This window comes from Microbulbifer mixtoriginis (SeqCode) (assembly GCF_052466695.1).
In genome coordinates, this window is sequence record NZ_CP174285.1 from 4880685 (window position 1) to 4896495 (window position 15811).

Below are 15811 nucleotides of genomic sequence, written 5' to 3' on the forward strand. Positions count from 1 at the left end.
TGAGTGCTTCAGACTGCCTGCGGGGTAAATTGTTGAATCAGAGTGCTGACATCGTCGGCCAGTTGCTGGCACTCCTCGTCAGTAAGGGTGAGTGGAGGCAGTAGCCGCACCACATTGCCGGCGGTGACGTTGATCAGTAACGCCTGCTCCCTAGCCCGCTCAACCAGCTCAGCGCAAGGGTGGTTGAGTTCAATACCGATCATCAGACCCTGTCCGCGAATATCCACAACCTCAGGGCAATCGCCCAGTCGCATGCGCAGGGAGTGTAGTAATTGTTCGCCCAGTTTTTCTGCGCGCTCGATTAACCACTCGCCCTGAAGAGTCTCCAGCACTGCAAGACCGGCACGGCAAGCGAGAGGGTTGCCGCCGAAGGTCGAACCGTGGCTGCCAGCGGTGAAAAGGCCGGCAGCCTTGCCGCGGGCGAGACAGGCGCCGATAGGGACACCATTGCCGAGCCCTTTGGCGGTGGTTAATACATCCGGCACTATGTCGGCGTGCTGGTAGGCAAACATTCTGCCGCTGCGACCGTTGCCGGTCTGGATCTCATCCAACATTAACAGCCAGTTGTGTCGATCGCAGAGTGTACGAAGTTGTTTTAGGTAATCGGTATCTGGTACGCGGACACCGCCTTCCCCTTGTATTGGTTCCACCAGTATGGCGACGATATCGCTGTGCTGTTGTGCCAGGTTTTCAATGGCTTGCACATCGTTGAAAGGCACCCGCAAAAAACCCTCGGGTAAGGGGGCGAAGCCCTGTTGTGCCTTTTCATTGCCTGTTGCCGTAAGCGTGGCGAGTGTTCGCCCATGGAAAGCGCCCTCCATAACCACAATTTGCGGTGTCACCAGCCCGCGCTCATTACCGAGTTTACGCGCTAGCTTGATAGCGGCCTCATTGGCCTCAGCACCGGAGTTGGAGAAAAATACATTATCCATACCCGATAGGAATACGAGCCGGTCGGCCAACTGCTGTTGGGGAGGAATGTTGTACAGGTTGGATACATGCAGCAGGGTGTTGGCCTGCTCCTGTAGGGCTTCGGTGACTTTTGGATGGCAGTGGCCAAGACCGCAGACGGCGATACCGGAAATAGCGTCCAGGTAGCGGTGGCCGCGATCATCCCACACGTAGTTTCCCTCGCCGCGGACCAGGGTCAGGGTCCTTTCGCCATAGTTGTGCATCAGTGTGTGGGGGGGCACTGAGACGCCTCCTTATTTAATCATTGGGTTTGTTTAATAGAAGTCGTTTCCGCAGATAATTCTGTTTGATGTATTTTAATCTGCAAATTATATTGTTGAACTAATGCTAACACAGCCTTTACGGCGTGTGGGCCATCTATTTGATTTCTCTTTGTAAAGGATGGGGCCATTGGGGAGTGGTGCGCATTTTTTGGCTATGCACTGCTGCGGGTACTTATTCCCCCCTGCGCTGAGGTACAATGGCCGACCGTGCGCAATGGCTGGGTGCCGATGCGATACACGTTAATAAATTTGCTTCCACCACCTGAGGTTTCTCACGCTTATGGATACACTGGAGAACATCAAACAGCAGATTGCTGACAACGACATTCTGCTCTACATGAAAGGTAGCCCCAACGCGCCCCAGTGCGGCTTTTCCATGCGCGCCTCCCAGGCGATGATGGCCTGCGGTAAGCGCTTTGCTTATGTGGATATCCTGGCTAATCCAGATATTCGCGCTGAATTGCCCAAGTACGCCAATTGGCCGACTTTCCCTCAGCTTTGGGTGAAGGGTGAGTTGGTCGGCGGTTGCGACATCATTATGGAAATGTATGAAAATGGTGAGCTGAAAACCCTGATCGATGAGGCATCGGCGGAGAGTGAAGGCGAAGGTTAATTTTCGTTTTTGCTTCGATGTATCTGCCTGGTGAAAGCGGCAGTACATGGTTGAGAATAAAAAAACCGCAGTTGAAACTGCGGTTTTTTTATACCTGTTAAGGTTGTTCTAATTATTTGCCAGAGTGGCCGGCTGCAGTTTCCATTTGAGTTTGCAGGTAGTTTTGAATGCCCACTTTGTCAATCAGTTCGAGCTGAGTCTCCAGCCAGTCGACATGCTCTTCTTCGGAGTCGAGAATTTTTTCCAGTAATTCACGGCTGCCGTAATCGCGTACCGATTCACAATAGGCGATGGCTTCGCGCAGATCGGGAATTGCTTTGGATTCAATCTTCAAGTCGCACTTGAGCATTTCCTCGGTATTCTCACCGATCATCAATTTGCCCAGGTGCTGCAGATTGGGGATACCCTCAAGGAACAGGATACGCTCGATCAGCCAATCGGCGTGTTTCATTTCATCGATGGATTCGTGGTATTCCTGTTTGCCTAGCTCTTTTAAACCCCAGTTGTCGTACATGCGCGCATGCAGAAAATACTGGTTGATAGCTACCAGCTCATTGCCCAGTACTTTATTTAAATGTTCGATAACCTTGGGATCGCCTTTCATAGCTTTTGCTCCTGTGGCCCTGCGAGCTAGATAACACCCTCAGAGAATTCCTATTTGTTGGTTACTTGAAATAAGTAGCAATAAAAAGTCACTAAATTGTGTTAGTCACTTATGTCTGCAGCTGACCGATTTCCCACAATTTATTTTAGGGTGATAGCTGCAATCCGGGCCGAGTTTGCGTTGCGATTTGCGGCAAGTCAAGAAGAAGTTGTTAGCTGCGGAATGCAGAAAAAACACGGTTTTTAACACGAATTTGGCCGAAAATAGCAACGAAAATGATTCTTGTTTAGGTTGCAGTGTCAGCTGGCGAGCTTTTTTTGAATAGCAGATATTATTTGCTGAATTTCAGTGGAATCGGTTTCACTCCTAATAAAGTTTTTATTGTCGTTGGCCAGACGTTGCAGATAATTAAATAGTGCAGTCTTGTCTTTTTCCCTTTGGCAAACTTCGGCGAGATGTTCCAATGCGTTGAGTAAGTGGCGCATAAAAACGCCATTGGCGCGGCCGTGTTCGACGATTTCATCCAGTGAAGCATCAAGCAGCTGAGCAAATTCCAATTTGCAGCTGATTAGGCGTAAAGCTCCGCTGGAGTCAGTAAAACAATTCGCAGGTTCCGGTCTTTGCAGCACAGTACCCAGCCCCTCAATGAGGCGGTCAACACAGGAATAGGCTGTGAAAGGATCATTAATACCGGGGGATAGTGCACGTACTGCAATCTGTGATAACTGGCGCACTGAAAAAACAATGTCCTGCTCGGCAGTGGGCAATGCGCCAATTTGTAGGGCGGACTGCAGTGGTGGAATTATCTTTTCAGGGTTGTCGCCCTGATAAATTCTGCCGATGTGTCCCCAGTGATGCACATAGGAGCCTGGGTGATAATTGACCTGCACACAGCAATTAAATTTTTCCGCAATGGCAATCATTTTTTCCCGATCGATGATTTGTATATAGCCCCCGCGGGGAGTGGGTAAGGGGATCCACCCAGGCCCCAATGCCAGGCGCTCAGTATCGAAGTGCTCGCCGCGTTTGGGCTCTGTTGAGCTTGGGTATTCACGGTTTATTGCCTGGTGGAATTCCAGGTTGATCTGGTGGGCGATGTTATCCACTTGGATGGATTGCGCCACGTTGTGGATGAAATAAACGAGGTAGCCGACGCTGATTAGAGTGAGCAGTAAAGCGACTTGGATAGCAAAGCCATAGGTAGTGATTTCCCCAGTGCTACCCTCAATACCGCGCATTGTGACCAGTGCATAGACATAAGTTGAGAGAAAGATCCCGAGGGACCCCTGGGTACTGCGATCGCGGATAAAGTTTCTTACCAGGTGAGGGCCAAATTGGTTGGAGGCAAGGGTTAGGGCCACCACAGTAATTGAGAATACAGTACCGGCAACTGTAATAGTTGAACCGGCAATTACCGAGAGCAAGGCGCGTGCGCTGTTAACGTCGGTCATATGCAGCCAGTCGAGAGTGGCGATATGGCCTGTTTCAAATACAGGCAGTGCGCTTAAAAGGGCGTCCAGCTGACGCATCAGGTAGGCGAGCAGCAACGCCGACAGAATCATCACGAGTGGCACACTCCAAAAGCTGGAGCGAAGCCGTTCATAGAAGTGTAAGAGGTGCTTCTTCATGGGCAAAGCTGAGCACATTGATGTGCACCCAGCTTAGCGCACCGAGTGTGATTGCCAGAAGTCTAGGGAAAGCTACAGGGGTAGGGCTTTAAGTATAACTGGCCGCCATTCATGGCAATCTATTCGTGCGCGGCGGCCAAAAAGAGAGCTTAGCTGGCGGAGTAAAACAGTCCGCTGGTGGCAGAGGAAATCATTCCGGTACCCAGGGTTTCACTGATAATTTCCTTGGTCTGCTCGGCGCAGCGACCGCACTGGGAAGAAACTCCGAGCTGGCGTCTTAAGGCCTTCACTGAAGTGGAGCCATCGTAGACAGCCTCTTTGATTTGGCGGTCGGTTATACCTTTACAGATACATACATACATCGTGGTGGGCTCTGCTCGATTTCTGTTCAATACTAGACTGATGTGAATCCTATTGCAATTGAGAATGAGTGTCAATAAGATTCCAGAAAGATTAAAAAGCGACCTCTGTGTTTCTTTTTTATGCGAATTATCGGTTGTTTTTTCCTATTTTGAGGCCTGGTTCACGCATAGCTTTTCCGCTATCAGGCTCATTAAAAAAATTTATGGGCCTGCAATTAGTGGATGTGTATCATAGCGGCCCACTATCAATTCCTATTCAATTTATAGCTGTTGCGTATAAATTGAACACTTCACTCTCTTTATCAACAACCCATCATTGGATTGAGGAGGTTTTCATGGCAGTACTGGTAGGCAAGCCGGCTCCGGACTTCACCGCTGCAGCGGTATTGGGTAATGGCGAAATCGTCGATACCTTTAACCTGAAAGAAGCGATTAAAGGTAAGAAAGCAGTAGTTTTCTTCTATCCGCTGGACTTCACCTTCGTATGTCCTTCTGAGCTGATCGCTTTCGACCACCGCTTTGCCGAGTTCGAAAAGCGTGGTGTTGAGGTAATCGGTGTTTCCATCGACTCTCAGTTCTCTCACAACGCATGGCGTAACACCCCGGTCAACGACGGTGGTATCGGCCCTGTAAAATACACTCTGGTTGCCGATGTTAAGCACGAAATCTGCCAGGCGTACGACGTAGAAGCTGACGCTGGCGTTGCTTTCCGTGGCTCTTTCCTGATCGATGAGGAAGGTTTGGTTCGTCACCAGGTTGTGAACGATCTGCCGTTGGGCCGCAACGTTGACGAAATGCTGCGTATGGTTGATGCTCTGGCGTTCCACCAGGAGCATGGCGAAGTTTGCCCGGCCGGTTGGCAGGAAGGCGACAAAGGTATGAACGCTTCTCCGGAAGGCGTAGCGGCTTACCTGAGCGAGAACGCTGAGAAGCTGTAAGCTCAAGATCGCTGGGCTAGCTCGAAGCTAGTCCCGATGCAGAAAAAACCGCCGAAAGGCGGTTTTTTCGTTTTAATGAGTGCCAATACGCAGATCTATGCGGGTGGCATGGGGATTCACACAAGACTAATGGCAAGCGACTAGAATTCAGCAGTCAGTCCTGCGTGGCGCCTAAATAGAGTTTTTGTCCGTTGGCTGCTAGTCTTATCTGCATGTACCGGATTGCTTTGGCGGCTCGATTTGCTTATGAGACCTGCAATTCTTTCAAATATCGTCTACCACCTACGTGCCTGGAAGGCGTGTACCATTCTTTCACTACTGCTCCTATGCGCTGTGGCGCTACCTGTGCGGGCGATGGATATAGACGCCAGGGCCAAGGAGTTCGATCGATACTTCCGCAAGATGATGGCTGGCAAGTCGATCCCCGGTGGTGCCTATGTCATTGTTGATGGCAACCGGGTGGTGGCCATGGACACTTACGGTGTGCGCACACGCGGAAAGAAAGGTAAGGTGGATTCGGATACCGTTTTTCGCCTGGCCTCGGTCTCAAAGACCTTTGCCGCCAGTATGGCCACTCTGTTGGAGCATGAGGAGCGCTTTAATTGGGATGACAAGGTAGTCAATTATGTGCCGGATCTTAGCTTCAAGACGCCGTCCCTGTCTCGCCAGCTGCAGGTAGAGCATTTACTCAGTCACTCCTCCGGCTTAACGCCCAATGCCTACGATGATTATCTGGAGGACAATAAACCGCTCAGCAAAATATTGCCGAAATTCGCGAATATTGACCCACGCTGTACTCCGGGAAAATGCTATGGCTACCAGAATGTGCTGTTCAGCCTGATTGAAGATGTGATTCTTGAGGCGACAGGTACCACCTTTGCCAAACAACTCAAGACGCGAATCTTTGTACCGCTGAAAATGCAGAATGCCTCGGTAGGTTGGGAGAGCTTTATGGCCTCGGACAACCGCGCCGCGCCCCATGTGCAAACAGGCAGTGGCTGGCGTCCGGTGAAGGTGGAAAAAGAGTACTATTTCGCTGCCCCAGCGGCGGGTGTCAACGCCAGTATTTCGGATATGGCCCAGTGGTTGAAAGCACAAATGGGTTACTACCCCAAGGTACTTTCTCCCGCAATGATTGAGGATATGACCACCGAGCGAGTGTCCACTCAGCGCCATATGCGCCATCGTATCTGGCGGGATTACCTATCTCATGCCGGTTATGGCCTCGGCTGGCGTCTCTACACCATTGGTGATGACCGCATTATCTATCACGGTGGCTGGGTGGCAGGTTTCCGTGCGGCAGTTGCCTACTCGGAGAAACTAAAAATCGGTATCGCCATTTTGCTGAATGCCGAATCCCGGGTGATCTCCGATATGACCGCCAACTTTGTGATCGACGTGACAGGCAGCAAGGGCAAAGCCGCAACGCTCAAGGCGAAGGCCAGTCGCAAGCGTTAGTTGATTGTGCAATAGTCAATAATGCGCTCCCCTTAAAGCCCCAGCTGGTGGGGCTTTAAGGGGAAGTCCCAACTCTAAAATGTCTTCTTGAAACCCCACCGTTTCCCGTAAAGTCCCAGCTGAATAGCGAATTACTGTCAGCGCCGTTTGCGTTACGGCATCATGCAGATATCCTCTATTTCCAGCTTTGCCCTTGAAACCTGTCAGCAGGTCCCAATATTTGCTCCCTGTTCCGATTGACGTGTATGGGGAGACCTACAGATGACCGTTGAGGCCCACAAAGAGAGCCACGGGTTCCAGACAGAAGCCAAGCAACTGCTGCACCTGATGATCCACTCGCTCTACTCCAATAAGGAGATTTTCCTGCGCGAGCTGGTATCCAATGCCTCCGATGCCGCTGACAAACTGCGCTTTGAGGCACTGTCCAAACCAGAATTATTTGCCGATGATACGGATTTGCGTATTCGTATCGAGTTCGATAAAGATGCGGGCACCCTGACCATTACCGATAACGGTATTGGTATGAGCCGTGACGAAGTGATCGAAAACCTCGGTACCATCGCTCGCTCCGGTACCTCCGCCTTTATGCAGCAACTCACCGGTGACCAGAAAAAAGACGCGCACCTGATCGGTCAGTTTGGTGTTGGTTTTTACTCAGCATTTATTGTCGCCGATAAAGTGGATGTGTTTACTCGTCGCGCAGGTGCAGAAGCCGATCAGGGTGTGCACTGGGAGTGTCACGGCGAAGCGGAATATTCCGTAGAAAATGCAGAGTTGCCCCAGCGCGGTACCCGTGTCGTTCTGCACCTGAAAGAAGATGCCAAAGAGTTTGCCGATGGTTGGCGCCTGCGCTCCATTATTAAAAAGTACTCCGACCACATCGCTATTCCGGTAGAGATGCTGAAAGAGGAAATGCCGGCGGCAGAGGGTGAGGAAGAAAAAGAAGAGAAGGCGCCCGAGTTTGAAGCGGTCAATGCGGCCCAGGCGTTGTGGACCCGCCCACGCTCCGAAGTGAAAGCCGAGGAGTACAAAGAATTCTATAAGCATATTTCCCACGATTTTGATGATCCACTCAGCTGGAGCCACAATCGTGTTGAGGGCAAGCAGGATTACACCAGCCTGCTGTATATTCCGGCGCGTGCACCTTTTGACTTGTACCAGCGCGATGCCGCCCGCGGCCTCAAGCTTTATGTACAACGCACCTTTATCATGGACGACGCCGAGCAGTTCCTGCCGCTGTACCTGCGTTTTGTGAAGGGTGTGCTGGACTCCAACGATCTGCCGCTAAACGTTTCCCGTGAAATCCTGCAAAAAGACCGCAATACCGATGCGATCAAAAGCGCACTGACTAAGCGTGTGCTGGATATGCTGGATAAGCTGGCGAAGAAGGATGGTGACGAGTACCAGAAATTCTGGGACCTGTTTGGCAATGTGCTGAAAGAGGGGCCGGCAGAGGATTTCTCCAATAAAGAGAAAGTGGCCAAGCTGCTGCGTTTCGCCACCACGCATACCGATACCGACAAACAAGATCAGTCCCTGGAAGACTACGTCAGCCGTATGAAAGATGGCCAAAAGGCGATCTACTACGTGTGCGCAGACAATTTCGCGACAGCGAAATCCAGCCCCTATCTGGAAGTATTCCGCAAGAAGGGTATCGAGGTGCTGCTGCTCACCGATCAGGTGGACGAGTGGTTCGTGGGCCATATGAACGAGTTTGATGGCAAGCCGTTCCAGGACGTGGCTAAAGGCGCGCTGGATTTGGGTGAAGCCGAGAGCGAAGAGGATAAAGCCGAACGCGAGAAAGTTGAGAATGAGTCCGGTGCGCTGGTTGAGCGCGTGCAGTCTGTTCTGGATAGCCGTGTGGAATCTGTACGCGCTACCACTCGCCTGGTGGACTCGCCGGCGTGTCTGGTGGTGAGCGAACAGGATATGGGTCCGCAGATGCGCCGTATCCTCGAACAGGCTGGACAGGCGGTACCAGAGGCTAAACCGATTTTTGAAATCAACCCATCGCACCCGCTGGTACAGCGCCTGGATCAGGAGCAGGATGAGGATCGCTTTGCCGATCTCACCAATATTCTGATGGATCAGGCCAATTTGGCGGCGGGCAACCAGCTAACAGATCCGGCCGACTACGTGCGTCGCCTGAATACACTGCTGCTGGAAATGCACGACTAAGTTTTAATCAGTTGTTATTGGCTTTCAGGAGCCTGGCGCGGTGATTTCTTCGGAAGTTCTTGCGCCTTATTTCTGCGGCCTCAGCGGAACAGCCCGGTTGTGCAACCGGTAGCTTGTCCCGCTGGGGCCGTTTTCCGTTTTTGGCGTGTTAATTTGTAACTTTACGCGCAAGATCCTGATAGTTGAACCCTTTGGGCTGAGCGGGTCATACCTCTATAATCCCTGCCCTCGAGAAGCTTTATCGGTATCAATATGCAAAAGGAAACTTCCAACCCTCTCTCCATCGCTGTATTGGGCGGCGGTAGTTTCGGTACGGCCATTGCTAATATTATTGCGGGTAATGGTCACGATACCCGCCAGTGGATGCGGGATTCGGAGAGCGCGGAAGCCTGTCGAGAAACCCGTGAGAACAGCAAGTATTTGCCCGGAGTGGCCCTGCACCCAGAACTTTGTATCAGCAGCGACCTGCAGGAAGTGGTACGGAACTGCAATATTGTATTTGTCGCTATCCCGAGTAAATCTTTCCGTGAAGTGGTCCGCCGGGTGGCCCCGCTGCTAAAACCGGGCACCATGTTGATTTCCACCACTAAGGGAATAGAGCACGACAGTTTTCATTTGATGAGCGATATCCTGCGCGAGGAGACCCAGGGTATGCGCGTGGGGGTGCTGAGTGGGCCCAACTTTGCCAAGGAAATTGTCGCGGGTCACTACACCGCAACCGTGGTTGCCAGTGAAGATGAGGCGCTGTGCAAGGATATCCAGTCCGCGCTGCACTCCGAGACCTTCCGCGTTTACTCCAGTAACGATGTATTTGGCGTGGAACTGGCTGGGGCGCTGAAAAATATTTATGCCATTGTCACCGGTATGGCGGCGGCCTTGGACCGGGGGCAAAATACCATCAGCCTGCTGATTACCCGTTCGCTCGCAGAGATGATGCGTTTTGCCGAGGCTATGGGTGCAGATCCTATGACTTTTATCGGCCTCGCCGGCGTTGGCGATTTAATCCTGACCTGTTCCTCCGACCTCAGCCGTAACTACCGGGTAGGTTATTTGGTGGGCAAGGGCAAGCCTTTGGATCGTGCTGTCGCGGAAATCGGTCAGGTTGCCGAAGGGGTGAATACGGTTCGTCTGATTAAAAAGAAAGCGGATGAAATGGGCGTCTACATGCCCTTGGTTTCCGCAATTCACGCCATATTATTTGAAGAGCGACCGATTCCTGAGGTAATTCGCAATTTAATGTCGGGCGCGCAAACTTTTGATGTGGCCTACTCGGCCAAGCCTTGATGGAAGCCTCTTATGAAAAATGATGATTTAAAGCGCAACCTGACTTCCGGGAACCAGTGGGTGCGGCTGATCTATATGGTGCTGTTTGCTATCTGCCTGCAGATTGCCAGCTGGGTGCTGCTCGCGGTGGTTGTGCTGCAGTTCCTGTTCTCGATTATTGGTGGCAGTGCCAATGATAATTTGCGTCGTTTTGGCGACCAACTCGCCTCCTATATTTATCAGGCGATACAGTTTTTAATTTACAACTCTGAGGAAAAGCCTTTTCCTTTTGCAGAGTGGCCGGAATCTGAAGTGGACGATCTCTCCGGTTACGAGGGCGCGCAAGAGGTTAATGCAGAAGTTATGGCTTCCGATGATGAAGCCGAGTCCGAGAAAAAAGCTGAGTCCAAAAAGGAAGAAGAAGCCGAGGAGGCCATTATCCTCGGTAGTGATGACGGTAAACCCGAGCTGGTAGAGGAGAGCGCAGAGGAGTCCTCAACGCCCTTCAGTGAGCAGAAGGGTGAATCTGACAAGCGCGGCGACACACACTAAAGCGATTGAGGCGAAGTCAATGCAGCTGTTTATCCTGCGTCATGGTAAGGCCGAACCCATGTACGGTAACGATGCCGGCCGCGCGCTTACGGAGCGCGGTCGTAAGCAGGTGGCGCAGGTATGCAAAGAGCGCGCTGGGGAGTTGTCCTCAGTGCGCGCTATTTGGGCGAGCCCCTTTGTGCGCACTCAGCAGACAGCTGATATTGTCTCCGCCCACTTGGGGTTGCCTGTTGTTACCGAGCCATTGCTGATTGGCGATACCGATCCACAGCAGCTACTCGATAAGTTACAGAAACAGCAAGCCGATCATTTCCCTCTTCTCCTGGTGAGCCATCAACCACTGGTGGGTAGCCTGTTGAACGGTCTCTGCGGTAGTGGCAATCAACACCCGATGGGGACTTCCAGCCTCGCCTGTGTCAGCGCGGAGGTCTGGGCTAATGGTTGTGCTGAGTTGCAGTGGTTACAGCACCCCGGCTAGCCATTTTTCCCTCCGGTTTTTCCCCTTTGCCTTCAAATCCCTAGGTTGCTGGCGCTAACTGTCATTGCCTGCGGGCCTTTGGACCTGCACCATCTGGCTCTTTAATATTCACTTTTTTCTGGAATCTGCGCGCATGAAGCAAGCCGCCCCCCGTGAGATCAGCCTGGAATTCGACAGCAAGACCATTGCCGCAAAGCAGTGGGGGGATGGCACAGGAGAGCCGGTATTGGCACTGCACGGATGGCTGGATAATTGCGCCAGCTTTGATCGTCTGGCCCCACTCTTGAAAGGCGTTAATTTGGTTGCCGTGGATATGGCAGGCCATGGGCGCAGCTACCATCGGTCTCCCCATGCTAATTACAATATTTGGGAAGAAGCTGAGGATATTATCGGTGCCTCCGAAGCACTGGGCTGGCGCAATTTTTCTTTACTGGCCCATTCCCGCGGTGCTATTGCCAGTGTGATAACGGCAGGCACCTTCCCCAAACGCATCAAACGCCTGGCCCTGATTGATGGCCTGGTACCTCCTGCTACCAAGGATAGCGAGGCGCCGGAAATTCTCGCTAAGGCTATCGCCCAGCGTGCCCGTTACAGCCAGCGCAGGGCAAAGATTTACCCCACTTTTGAGGGGGCGGTAGAAGCGCGTATGAACGGCATGTTCCCGCTGACAGAATGGGCGGCGCGTGCGCTGGCCGAGCGGGGGACCCTGCCACTAGAAGGTGGCTTCACCTGGAGTAATGATCCGCGCCTGATGGCGGCGTCCTCTGCCAAGCTTAACGAGGCACAGGTGCGCGCTTTTCTATCCCGCCTGAGCATGCCGGTGCGCCTGGTGCTGGCGAAGGAGGGGATTGCGAATATGATCGAGCGGCTGCGTCCGGTGTTGGAGAGCTATAAAACGATCGAGGTTAGGGAAATACCCGGCAGCCATCACCTGCATATGGAAGAGGGCGCCGAGGGCATTGCCGAGTGGTTTGGTCCCTTCCTGCGTGGAGAAGCTTAGAAGGGCACCCGCTTTGAGTAACTGCCGGGGTCCATTTCACGCACTTCTACCGAGACCGCTGGTACCCCATCGGCAAATTGGCACAGGCAGTTAAAAACCGCTGAACTCAACGCTTCCCGCTCGCGGTTGTTGCGGCCTGCCAGTAGACGGATTTCCGCGTGAATAAAGCTATCGCCGTGCTCACCGGCAATAAATTGGTCGTAGGGCTTGGCGCGGGTCTTGATGGTATGGGAGGCGAATAAGCCGGAGCTATGCATTGCCTCCTGAGCCGAGCTGACCAGGGCGGCGACAGAAATACGGTCTTCCAGATTCTTGGCGTACTCAATAACCAGATGGGGCATGGTGGCTCACTCCGTGATTGCGGGCGGCCCAGGGGACCGCACGTTGCTAGCTCGCAGCCTTTAAGGGCGGCTGATCAGGGAAAGAAACTCGTTGCGTGTGGCTTGGTTCTCGCGGAAGGTGCCCAGCATTGCCGAACTCTTCATCACGGAGTTCTGCTTCTCCACGCCGCGCATCATCATGCACATATGCTTTGCTTCAATAATAACGCCAACACCGGCAGCATTAGTGACAGATTGCAGGGTTTTGGCGATCTGTGTGGTCAGCTGCTCCTGGATTTGCAGGCGGCGTGCGTACATATCGACAATACGCGCTACCTTGGATAGGCCCAGCACCTTGCCTTGGGGGATATAGGCCACGTGGGCGCGACCGATAAATGGCAGCATATGGTGCTCGCACAGGGAGTAGAGCTCGATATCCTTGACCAATACCATGTCGGTGCAGTCACTGGGGAAGAGTGCGTCGCTGACAACCTCTTGAACGGTCTGCTGATAGCCGCGGGTTAGGTATTCCATGGCCTTGGCAGCGCGCTTCGGAGTATCTTTGAGTCCGGGGCGCTGCAGGTCTTCGCCGATTGCTTCAATAATTCGTGCGTAGTGTTCGTTCATGCTGCTCTTTCCAACATCTCAGCCCGAGGGGGCGGGTGCGCTACCCTAAGCGTTTGTAACCCGAGAGTAAAGATCCGCGCGGACCTAGGGGCCTATTGGTACCAATTTGATCGCTACTCTCGGGGCCATTGTGAGCTCGGGGAGGCAAAAGGAGTGAATCCACATAAACGACCGACAATGCAGTTGGGTGAAAATTAGCCTAGGTCCTTCGGGTTACAGCTGTTAAACCGTCACTCAGCGTTACTCGTCGCTTATTTGGAACAACCAAACTACACTCCTCGTGCCTTGATTGGCGCTTCTATAGCCACAGCAGAGGCTACTTAATGAGTGACAATAGGCCTTGATGAGATACATAGCACTTAAGGATAGATTCAATGATAGAAAGGCGTGAATCCAGCCTGCACGAGCTGACCACGGTTTTGGACTATATCCGCTGGGGAGCCAGCCGTTTTAGCGAAGCGGGCCTTTGGTATGGTCACGGCACGGACAATGCCTGGGACGAGGCGGTACTGCTGGTAACCCACGCACTGCACCTGCCGCCCTACAGTAAGCAGGAAATCCTGCATGCGCGGTTGACCATGGAGGAGAGACGGGACGTGCTTACTCTCCTAGAGCGGCGTTTTATCGAGCGTTTGCCAGCGGCTTATTTGACCAATGAAGCGCATTTTTGCGATATGACTTTTTATGTGGATGAGCGGGTGTTGGTGCCGCGTTCCCCTATAGGTGAAATGATCCGCCACAATTTTGAGCCTTGGCTCAATGTAGAACCGTTGGCAATCCTCGACCTCTGTTGTGGCAGTGGCTGTATCGGCCTCGCCTGTGCAGAGGCCTTCCCTGAAGCGAGAGTCGACCTGAGTGATATTTCTGAAGGCGCTATTGAAGTGGCACAGCTGAATATCAATCGCCACCAGCTCAACGAGCGTGTGCGGGCCGTGCAGTCGGATCTTTTCAGTGGTTTGCAAGGCATGAGTTACGAGTTGATCGTGTGTAACCCTCCCTATGTGGATGCACGCGATCTGGCAGAGATGCCGCAAGAATACCTGGCCGAGCCGGAGATTGCCTTGGGTTCCGGTGACGATGGTCTTGATTTTACCCGCCGTTTGCTGCGTGAGGCTGCCAATCACCTGCAGCCAGAAGGCTTACTAGTCTGTGAGGTGGGCAACAGTTGGGAAGCTCTGGAACAGGCTTTCCCGGAAGTGCCATTTATGTGGCCCGAATTTGAGGATGGTGGCCACGGTGTGTTTGTGATTAGTCGCGAAGAGCTGCTCGCCTACCAAAGCCACTTTGAAAAAGAGTAATTCTTTTTCTGAACCCGGCAAAAGCTATTGCCGGGTTCTCTGATAAAGCCACATAGCTGCAGCAATTGTGCTTTTTACCTTGAACGCCGCGCGCGGCGGCTAGATCCTTTATAATGCGCGGCTCTGCATAAAGCCAACCGCTGTTAATTTATCAACCGTTATCTGGAAAAGTCGCATATGTCGGGCAATACCTTTGGCAAGCTGTTCTGCGTCACCACCTTTGGCGAGAGCCATGGTCCAGCCTTGGGCTGTATCGTCGATGGCTGCCCCCCGGGGTTGGAGATCAGTGAAGAGGAGATCCAGCTGGAGCTGGACCGCCGAAAGCCGGGTACTTCTCGCTATACCACACAGCGCCGTGAACCGGATCAAGTGAAAATTCTATCCGGTGTGTTTGAAGGAAAAACTACCGGTACTCCCATTGGCCTGTTGGTTGAAAATACGGATCAGCGCTCTAAAGACTATGGCAATATCGCTGAGCAGGTACGCCCGGCGCACGCCGATTACACCTACTGGCAAAAATACGGTATTCGCGACTACCGCGGTGGAGGCCGCTCTTCTGCACGGGAGACCGCCATGCGTGTTGCGGCCGGGGCCATCGCCAAAAAATGGCTTAAGCAGAAGTATGGTATTGAAGTACGCGGTTACCTGTCCCAGCTGGGACCAATTAAAGTGCAAAAACTGGATTGGGAGCAGGTCGAGCAGAATCCCTTCTTTTGCCCGGATGCTGAACGAGTACCCGAGATGGAAGCTTATATGCAAGCCTTGATTAAAGAGGGTAACTCCATCGGTGCACGGATCTCAGTACAAGCCAGCGGCGTCCCTGCAGGGCTGGGCGAGCCGATTTTTGATCGCCTGGATGCAGACCTGGCCCACGGCCTGATGAGTATCAATGCGGTGAAAGGGGTGGAGATTGGAGCCGGCTTTGAGTGTGTGGAGCAAAAGGGCACCGAGCATCGCGATGAAATTACTCCCGAGGAGGGTTTCCTCTCCAATAATGCCGGTGGCATCCTCGGTGGTATTTCCAGTGGCCAGGATCTTGTTGCCCATATTGCCCTGAAACCCACTTCCAGCTTGCGTATCCCCGGCCGAAGTATCGATCGCTCAGGCAATGCTATTGAGGTGGTTACCAAAGGTCGCCACGATCCTTGCGTAGGTATCCGCGCAACGCCAATTGCTGAAGCAATGATGGCTCTTGTTTTGATCGACCATGCTCTGCGCCACCGAGCACAGAACGGCGACGTAACACCGGGATAATTT

General features: G+C 52.7%; 16 protein-coding genes. 10 read left to right on the top strand and 6 right to left on the bottom strand.

Annotated elements, in window-relative coordinates:
• Positions 1 to 8: 8 nt before the first annotated feature.
• Positions 9 to 1193 (bottom strand): acetylornithine transaminase, encoded by a 1185-nt coding sequence (locus tag ACJJI0_RS21305; protein ID WP_444884107.1) that lies wholly within the window; start codon positions 1191 to 1193, stop codon positions 9 to 11.
• A gap of 322 nt (positions 1194 to 1515) precedes the next feature.
• On the opposite strand from ACJJI0_RS21305, the gene grxD reads away from it, so the two are divergent.
• Positions 1516 to 1848: a Grx4 family monothiol glutaredoxin gene (gene grxD / locus ACJJI0_RS21310; RefSeq protein WP_444884108.1), complete on the top strand. Its 333-nt coding sequence runs from the start codon at positions 1516 to 1518 to the stop codon at positions 1846 to 1848.
• Between the two features lie 112 nt (positions 1849 to 1960).
• Here grxD and bfr read toward each other — a convergent pair whose 3' ends face one another.
• The 3 genes from bfr to ACJJI0_RS21325 all read right to left on the bottom strand — a co-directional run bounded on the left by bfr (position 1961) and on the right by ACJJI0_RS21325 (position 4472).
• Positions 1961 to 2452 (bottom strand): bacterioferritin, encoded by a 492-nt coding sequence (gene bfr / locus ACJJI0_RS21315; RefSeq protein ID WP_252082861.1) that lies wholly within the window; start codon positions 2450 to 2452, stop codon positions 1961 to 1963.
• A gap of 299 nt (positions 2453 to 2751) precedes the next feature.
• Positions 2752 to 4080: a DUF2254 domain-containing protein gene (locus tag ACJJI0_RS21320; protein ID WP_444884109.1), complete on the bottom strand. Its 1329-nt coding sequence runs from the start codon at positions 4078 to 4080 to the stop codon at positions 2752 to 2754.
• Between the two features lie 149 nt (positions 4081 to 4229).
• The gene (locus ACJJI0_RS21325) at positions 4230 to 4472 is read right to left on the bottom strand and encodes a bacterioferritin-associated ferredoxin (protein ID WP_435583619.1); all 243 of its coding nucleotides are present in this window, start codon (positions 4470 to 4472) and stop codon (positions 4230 to 4232) included.
• Positions 4473 to 4777: 305 nt separating this feature from the next.
• On the opposite strand from ACJJI0_RS21325, the gene ACJJI0_RS21330 reads away from it, so the two are divergent.
• The 7 genes from ACJJI0_RS21330 to ACJJI0_RS21360 all read left to right on the top strand — a co-directional run bounded on the left by ACJJI0_RS21330 (position 4778) and on the right by ACJJI0_RS21360 (position 12309).
• Complete coding sequence (locus tag ACJJI0_RS21330) at positions 4778 to 5380, top strand: peroxiredoxin (RefSeq protein ID WP_252082857.1); 603 nt, start codon at positions 4778 to 4780, stop codon at positions 5378 to 5380.
• A gap of 246 nt (positions 5381 to 5626) precedes the next feature.
• Positions 5627 to 6838, top strand: a complete 1212-nt coding sequence (locus ACJJI0_RS21335) for a serine hydrolase domain-containing protein (RefSeq protein WP_252082855.1) — start codon at positions 5627 to 5629, stop codon at positions 6836 to 6838.
• Positions 6839 to 7099: 261 nt separating this feature from the next.
• Complete coding sequence (htpG, locus tag ACJJI0_RS21340) at positions 7100 to 9016, top strand: molecular chaperone HtpG (protein ID WP_252082854.1); 1917 nt, start codon at positions 7100 to 7102, stop codon at positions 9014 to 9016.
• A 252-nt stretch (positions 9017 to 9268) separates the two neighbouring features.
• Positions 9269 to 10300 (top strand): NAD(P)H-dependent glycerol-3-phosphate dehydrogenase, encoded by a 1032-nt coding sequence (locus ACJJI0_RS21345; protein ID WP_252082853.1) that lies wholly within the window; start codon positions 9269 to 9271, stop codon positions 10298 to 10300.
• A gap of 12 nt (positions 10301 to 10312) precedes the next feature.
• Entirely contained in the window at positions 10313 to 10831 is a 519-nt protein-coding gene (locus ACJJI0_RS21350) for a DUF4389 domain-containing protein (RefSeq protein WP_444884110.1), read from the top strand.
• Between the two features lie 19 nt (positions 10832 to 10850).
• Positions 10851 to 11309, top strand: coding sequence for a phosphohistidine phosphatase SixA (gene sixA, locus ACJJI0_RS21355; protein ID WP_444884111.1), 459 nt, complete (start codon positions 10851 to 10853; stop codon positions 11307 to 11309).
• Positions 11310 to 11442: 133 nt separating this feature from the next.
• Positions 11443 to 12309 (top strand): alpha/beta fold hydrolase, encoded by an 867-nt coding sequence (locus ACJJI0_RS21360; protein ID WP_444884112.1) that lies wholly within the window; start codon positions 11443 to 11445, stop codon positions 12307 to 12309.
• Here ACJJI0_RS21360 and ACJJI0_RS21365 read toward each other — a convergent pair.
• Both ACJJI0_RS21365 and folE read right to left on the bottom strand, forming a co-directional pair.
• Positions 12306 to 12650, bottom strand: coding sequence for a 5-carboxymethyl-2-hydroxymuconate Delta-isomerase (locus ACJJI0_RS21365; protein WP_444884113.1), 345 nt, complete (start codon positions 12648 to 12650; stop codon positions 12306 to 12308). The two genes, ACJJI0_RS21360 and ACJJI0_RS21365, sit on opposite strands and share 4 nt — an antisense overlap.
• 60 nt (positions 12651 to 12710) lie before the next feature.
• A complete protein-coding gene (folE, locus tag ACJJI0_RS21370) occupies positions 12711 to 13256 on the bottom strand; it encodes a GTP cyclohydrolase I FolE (protein WP_252082843.1) in 546 nt (181 codons plus the stop codon).
• 374 nt (positions 13257 to 13630) lie between these two features.
• Here folE and prmB point away from each other — a divergent pair, with 374 nt between their 5' ends.
• A complete protein-coding gene (gene prmB / locus ACJJI0_RS21375; RefSeq protein WP_444884114.1) occupies positions 13631 to 14554 on the top strand; it encodes a 50S ribosomal protein L3 N(5)-glutamine methyltransferase in 924 nt (307 codons plus the stop codon).
• Between the two features lie 177 nt (positions 14555 to 14731).
• Complete coding sequence (gene aroC / locus ACJJI0_RS21380) at positions 14732 to 15808, top strand: chorismate synthase (RefSeq protein ID WP_444884115.1); 1077 nt, start codon at positions 14732 to 14734, stop codon at positions 15806 to 15808.
• The last annotated feature ends 3 nt before the right edge of the window (positions 15809 to 15811 follow it).

What these genes read in the sequence shown, in the direction of transcription:
- grxD (WP_444884108.1), top strand. Translation starts at nt 1,516, where the DNA reads ATGGATACACTGGAGAACATCAAACAGCAGATTGCTGACAACGACATT.
- bfr (WP_252082861.1), bottom strand. Translation starts at nt 2,452, where the DNA reads ATGAAAGGCGATCCCAAGGTTATCGAACATTTAAATAAAGTACTGGGC.
- ACJJI0_RS21320 (WP_444884109.1), bottom strand. Translation starts at nt 4,080, where the DNA reads ATGAAGAAGCACCTCTTACACTTCTATGAACGGCTTCGCTCCAGCTTT.
- ACJJI0_RS21330 (WP_252082857.1), top strand. Translation starts at nt 4,778, where the DNA reads ATGGCAGTACTGGTAGGCAAGCCGGCTCCGGACTTCACCGCTGCAGCG.
- ACJJI0_RS21335 (WP_252082855.1), top strand. Translation starts at nt 5,627, where the DNA reads ATGAGACCTGCAATTCTTTCAAATATCGTCTACCACCTACGTGCCTGG.
- htpG (WP_252082854.1), top strand. Translation starts at nt 7,100, where the DNA reads ATGACCGTTGAGGCCCACAAAGAGAGCCACGGGTTCCAGACAGAAGCC.
- ACJJI0_RS21345 (WP_252082853.1), top strand. Translation starts at nt 9,269, where the DNA reads ATGCAAAAGGAAACTTCCAACCCTCTCTCCATCGCTGTATTGGGCGGC.
- ACJJI0_RS21350 (WP_444884110.1), top strand. Translation starts at nt 10,313, where the DNA reads ATGAAAAATGATGATTTAAAGCGCAACCTGACTTCCGGGAACCAGTGG.
- sixA (WP_444884111.1), top strand. Translation starts at nt 10,851, where the DNA reads ATGCAGCTGTTTATCCTGCGTCATGGTAAGGCCGAACCCATGTACGGT.
- ACJJI0_RS21360 (WP_444884112.1), top strand. Translation starts at nt 11,443, where the DNA reads ATGAAGCAAGCCGCCCCCCGTGAGATCAGCCTGGAATTCGACAGCAAG.
- ACJJI0_RS21365 (WP_444884113.1), bottom strand. Translation starts at nt 12,650, where the DNA reads ATGCCCCATCTGGTTATTGAGTACGCCAAGAATCTGGAAGACCGTATT.
- folE (WP_252082843.1), bottom strand. Translation starts at nt 13,256, where the DNA reads ATGAACGAACACTACGCACGAATTATTGAAGCAATCGGCGAAGACCTG.
- prmB (WP_444884114.1), top strand. Translation starts at nt 13,631, where the DNA reads ATGATAGAAAGGCGTGAATCCAGCCTGCACGAGCTGACCACGGTTTTG.
- aroC (WP_444884115.1), top strand. Translation starts at nt 14,732, where the DNA reads ATGTCGGGCAATACCTTTGGCAAGCTGTTCTGCGTCACCACCTTTGGC.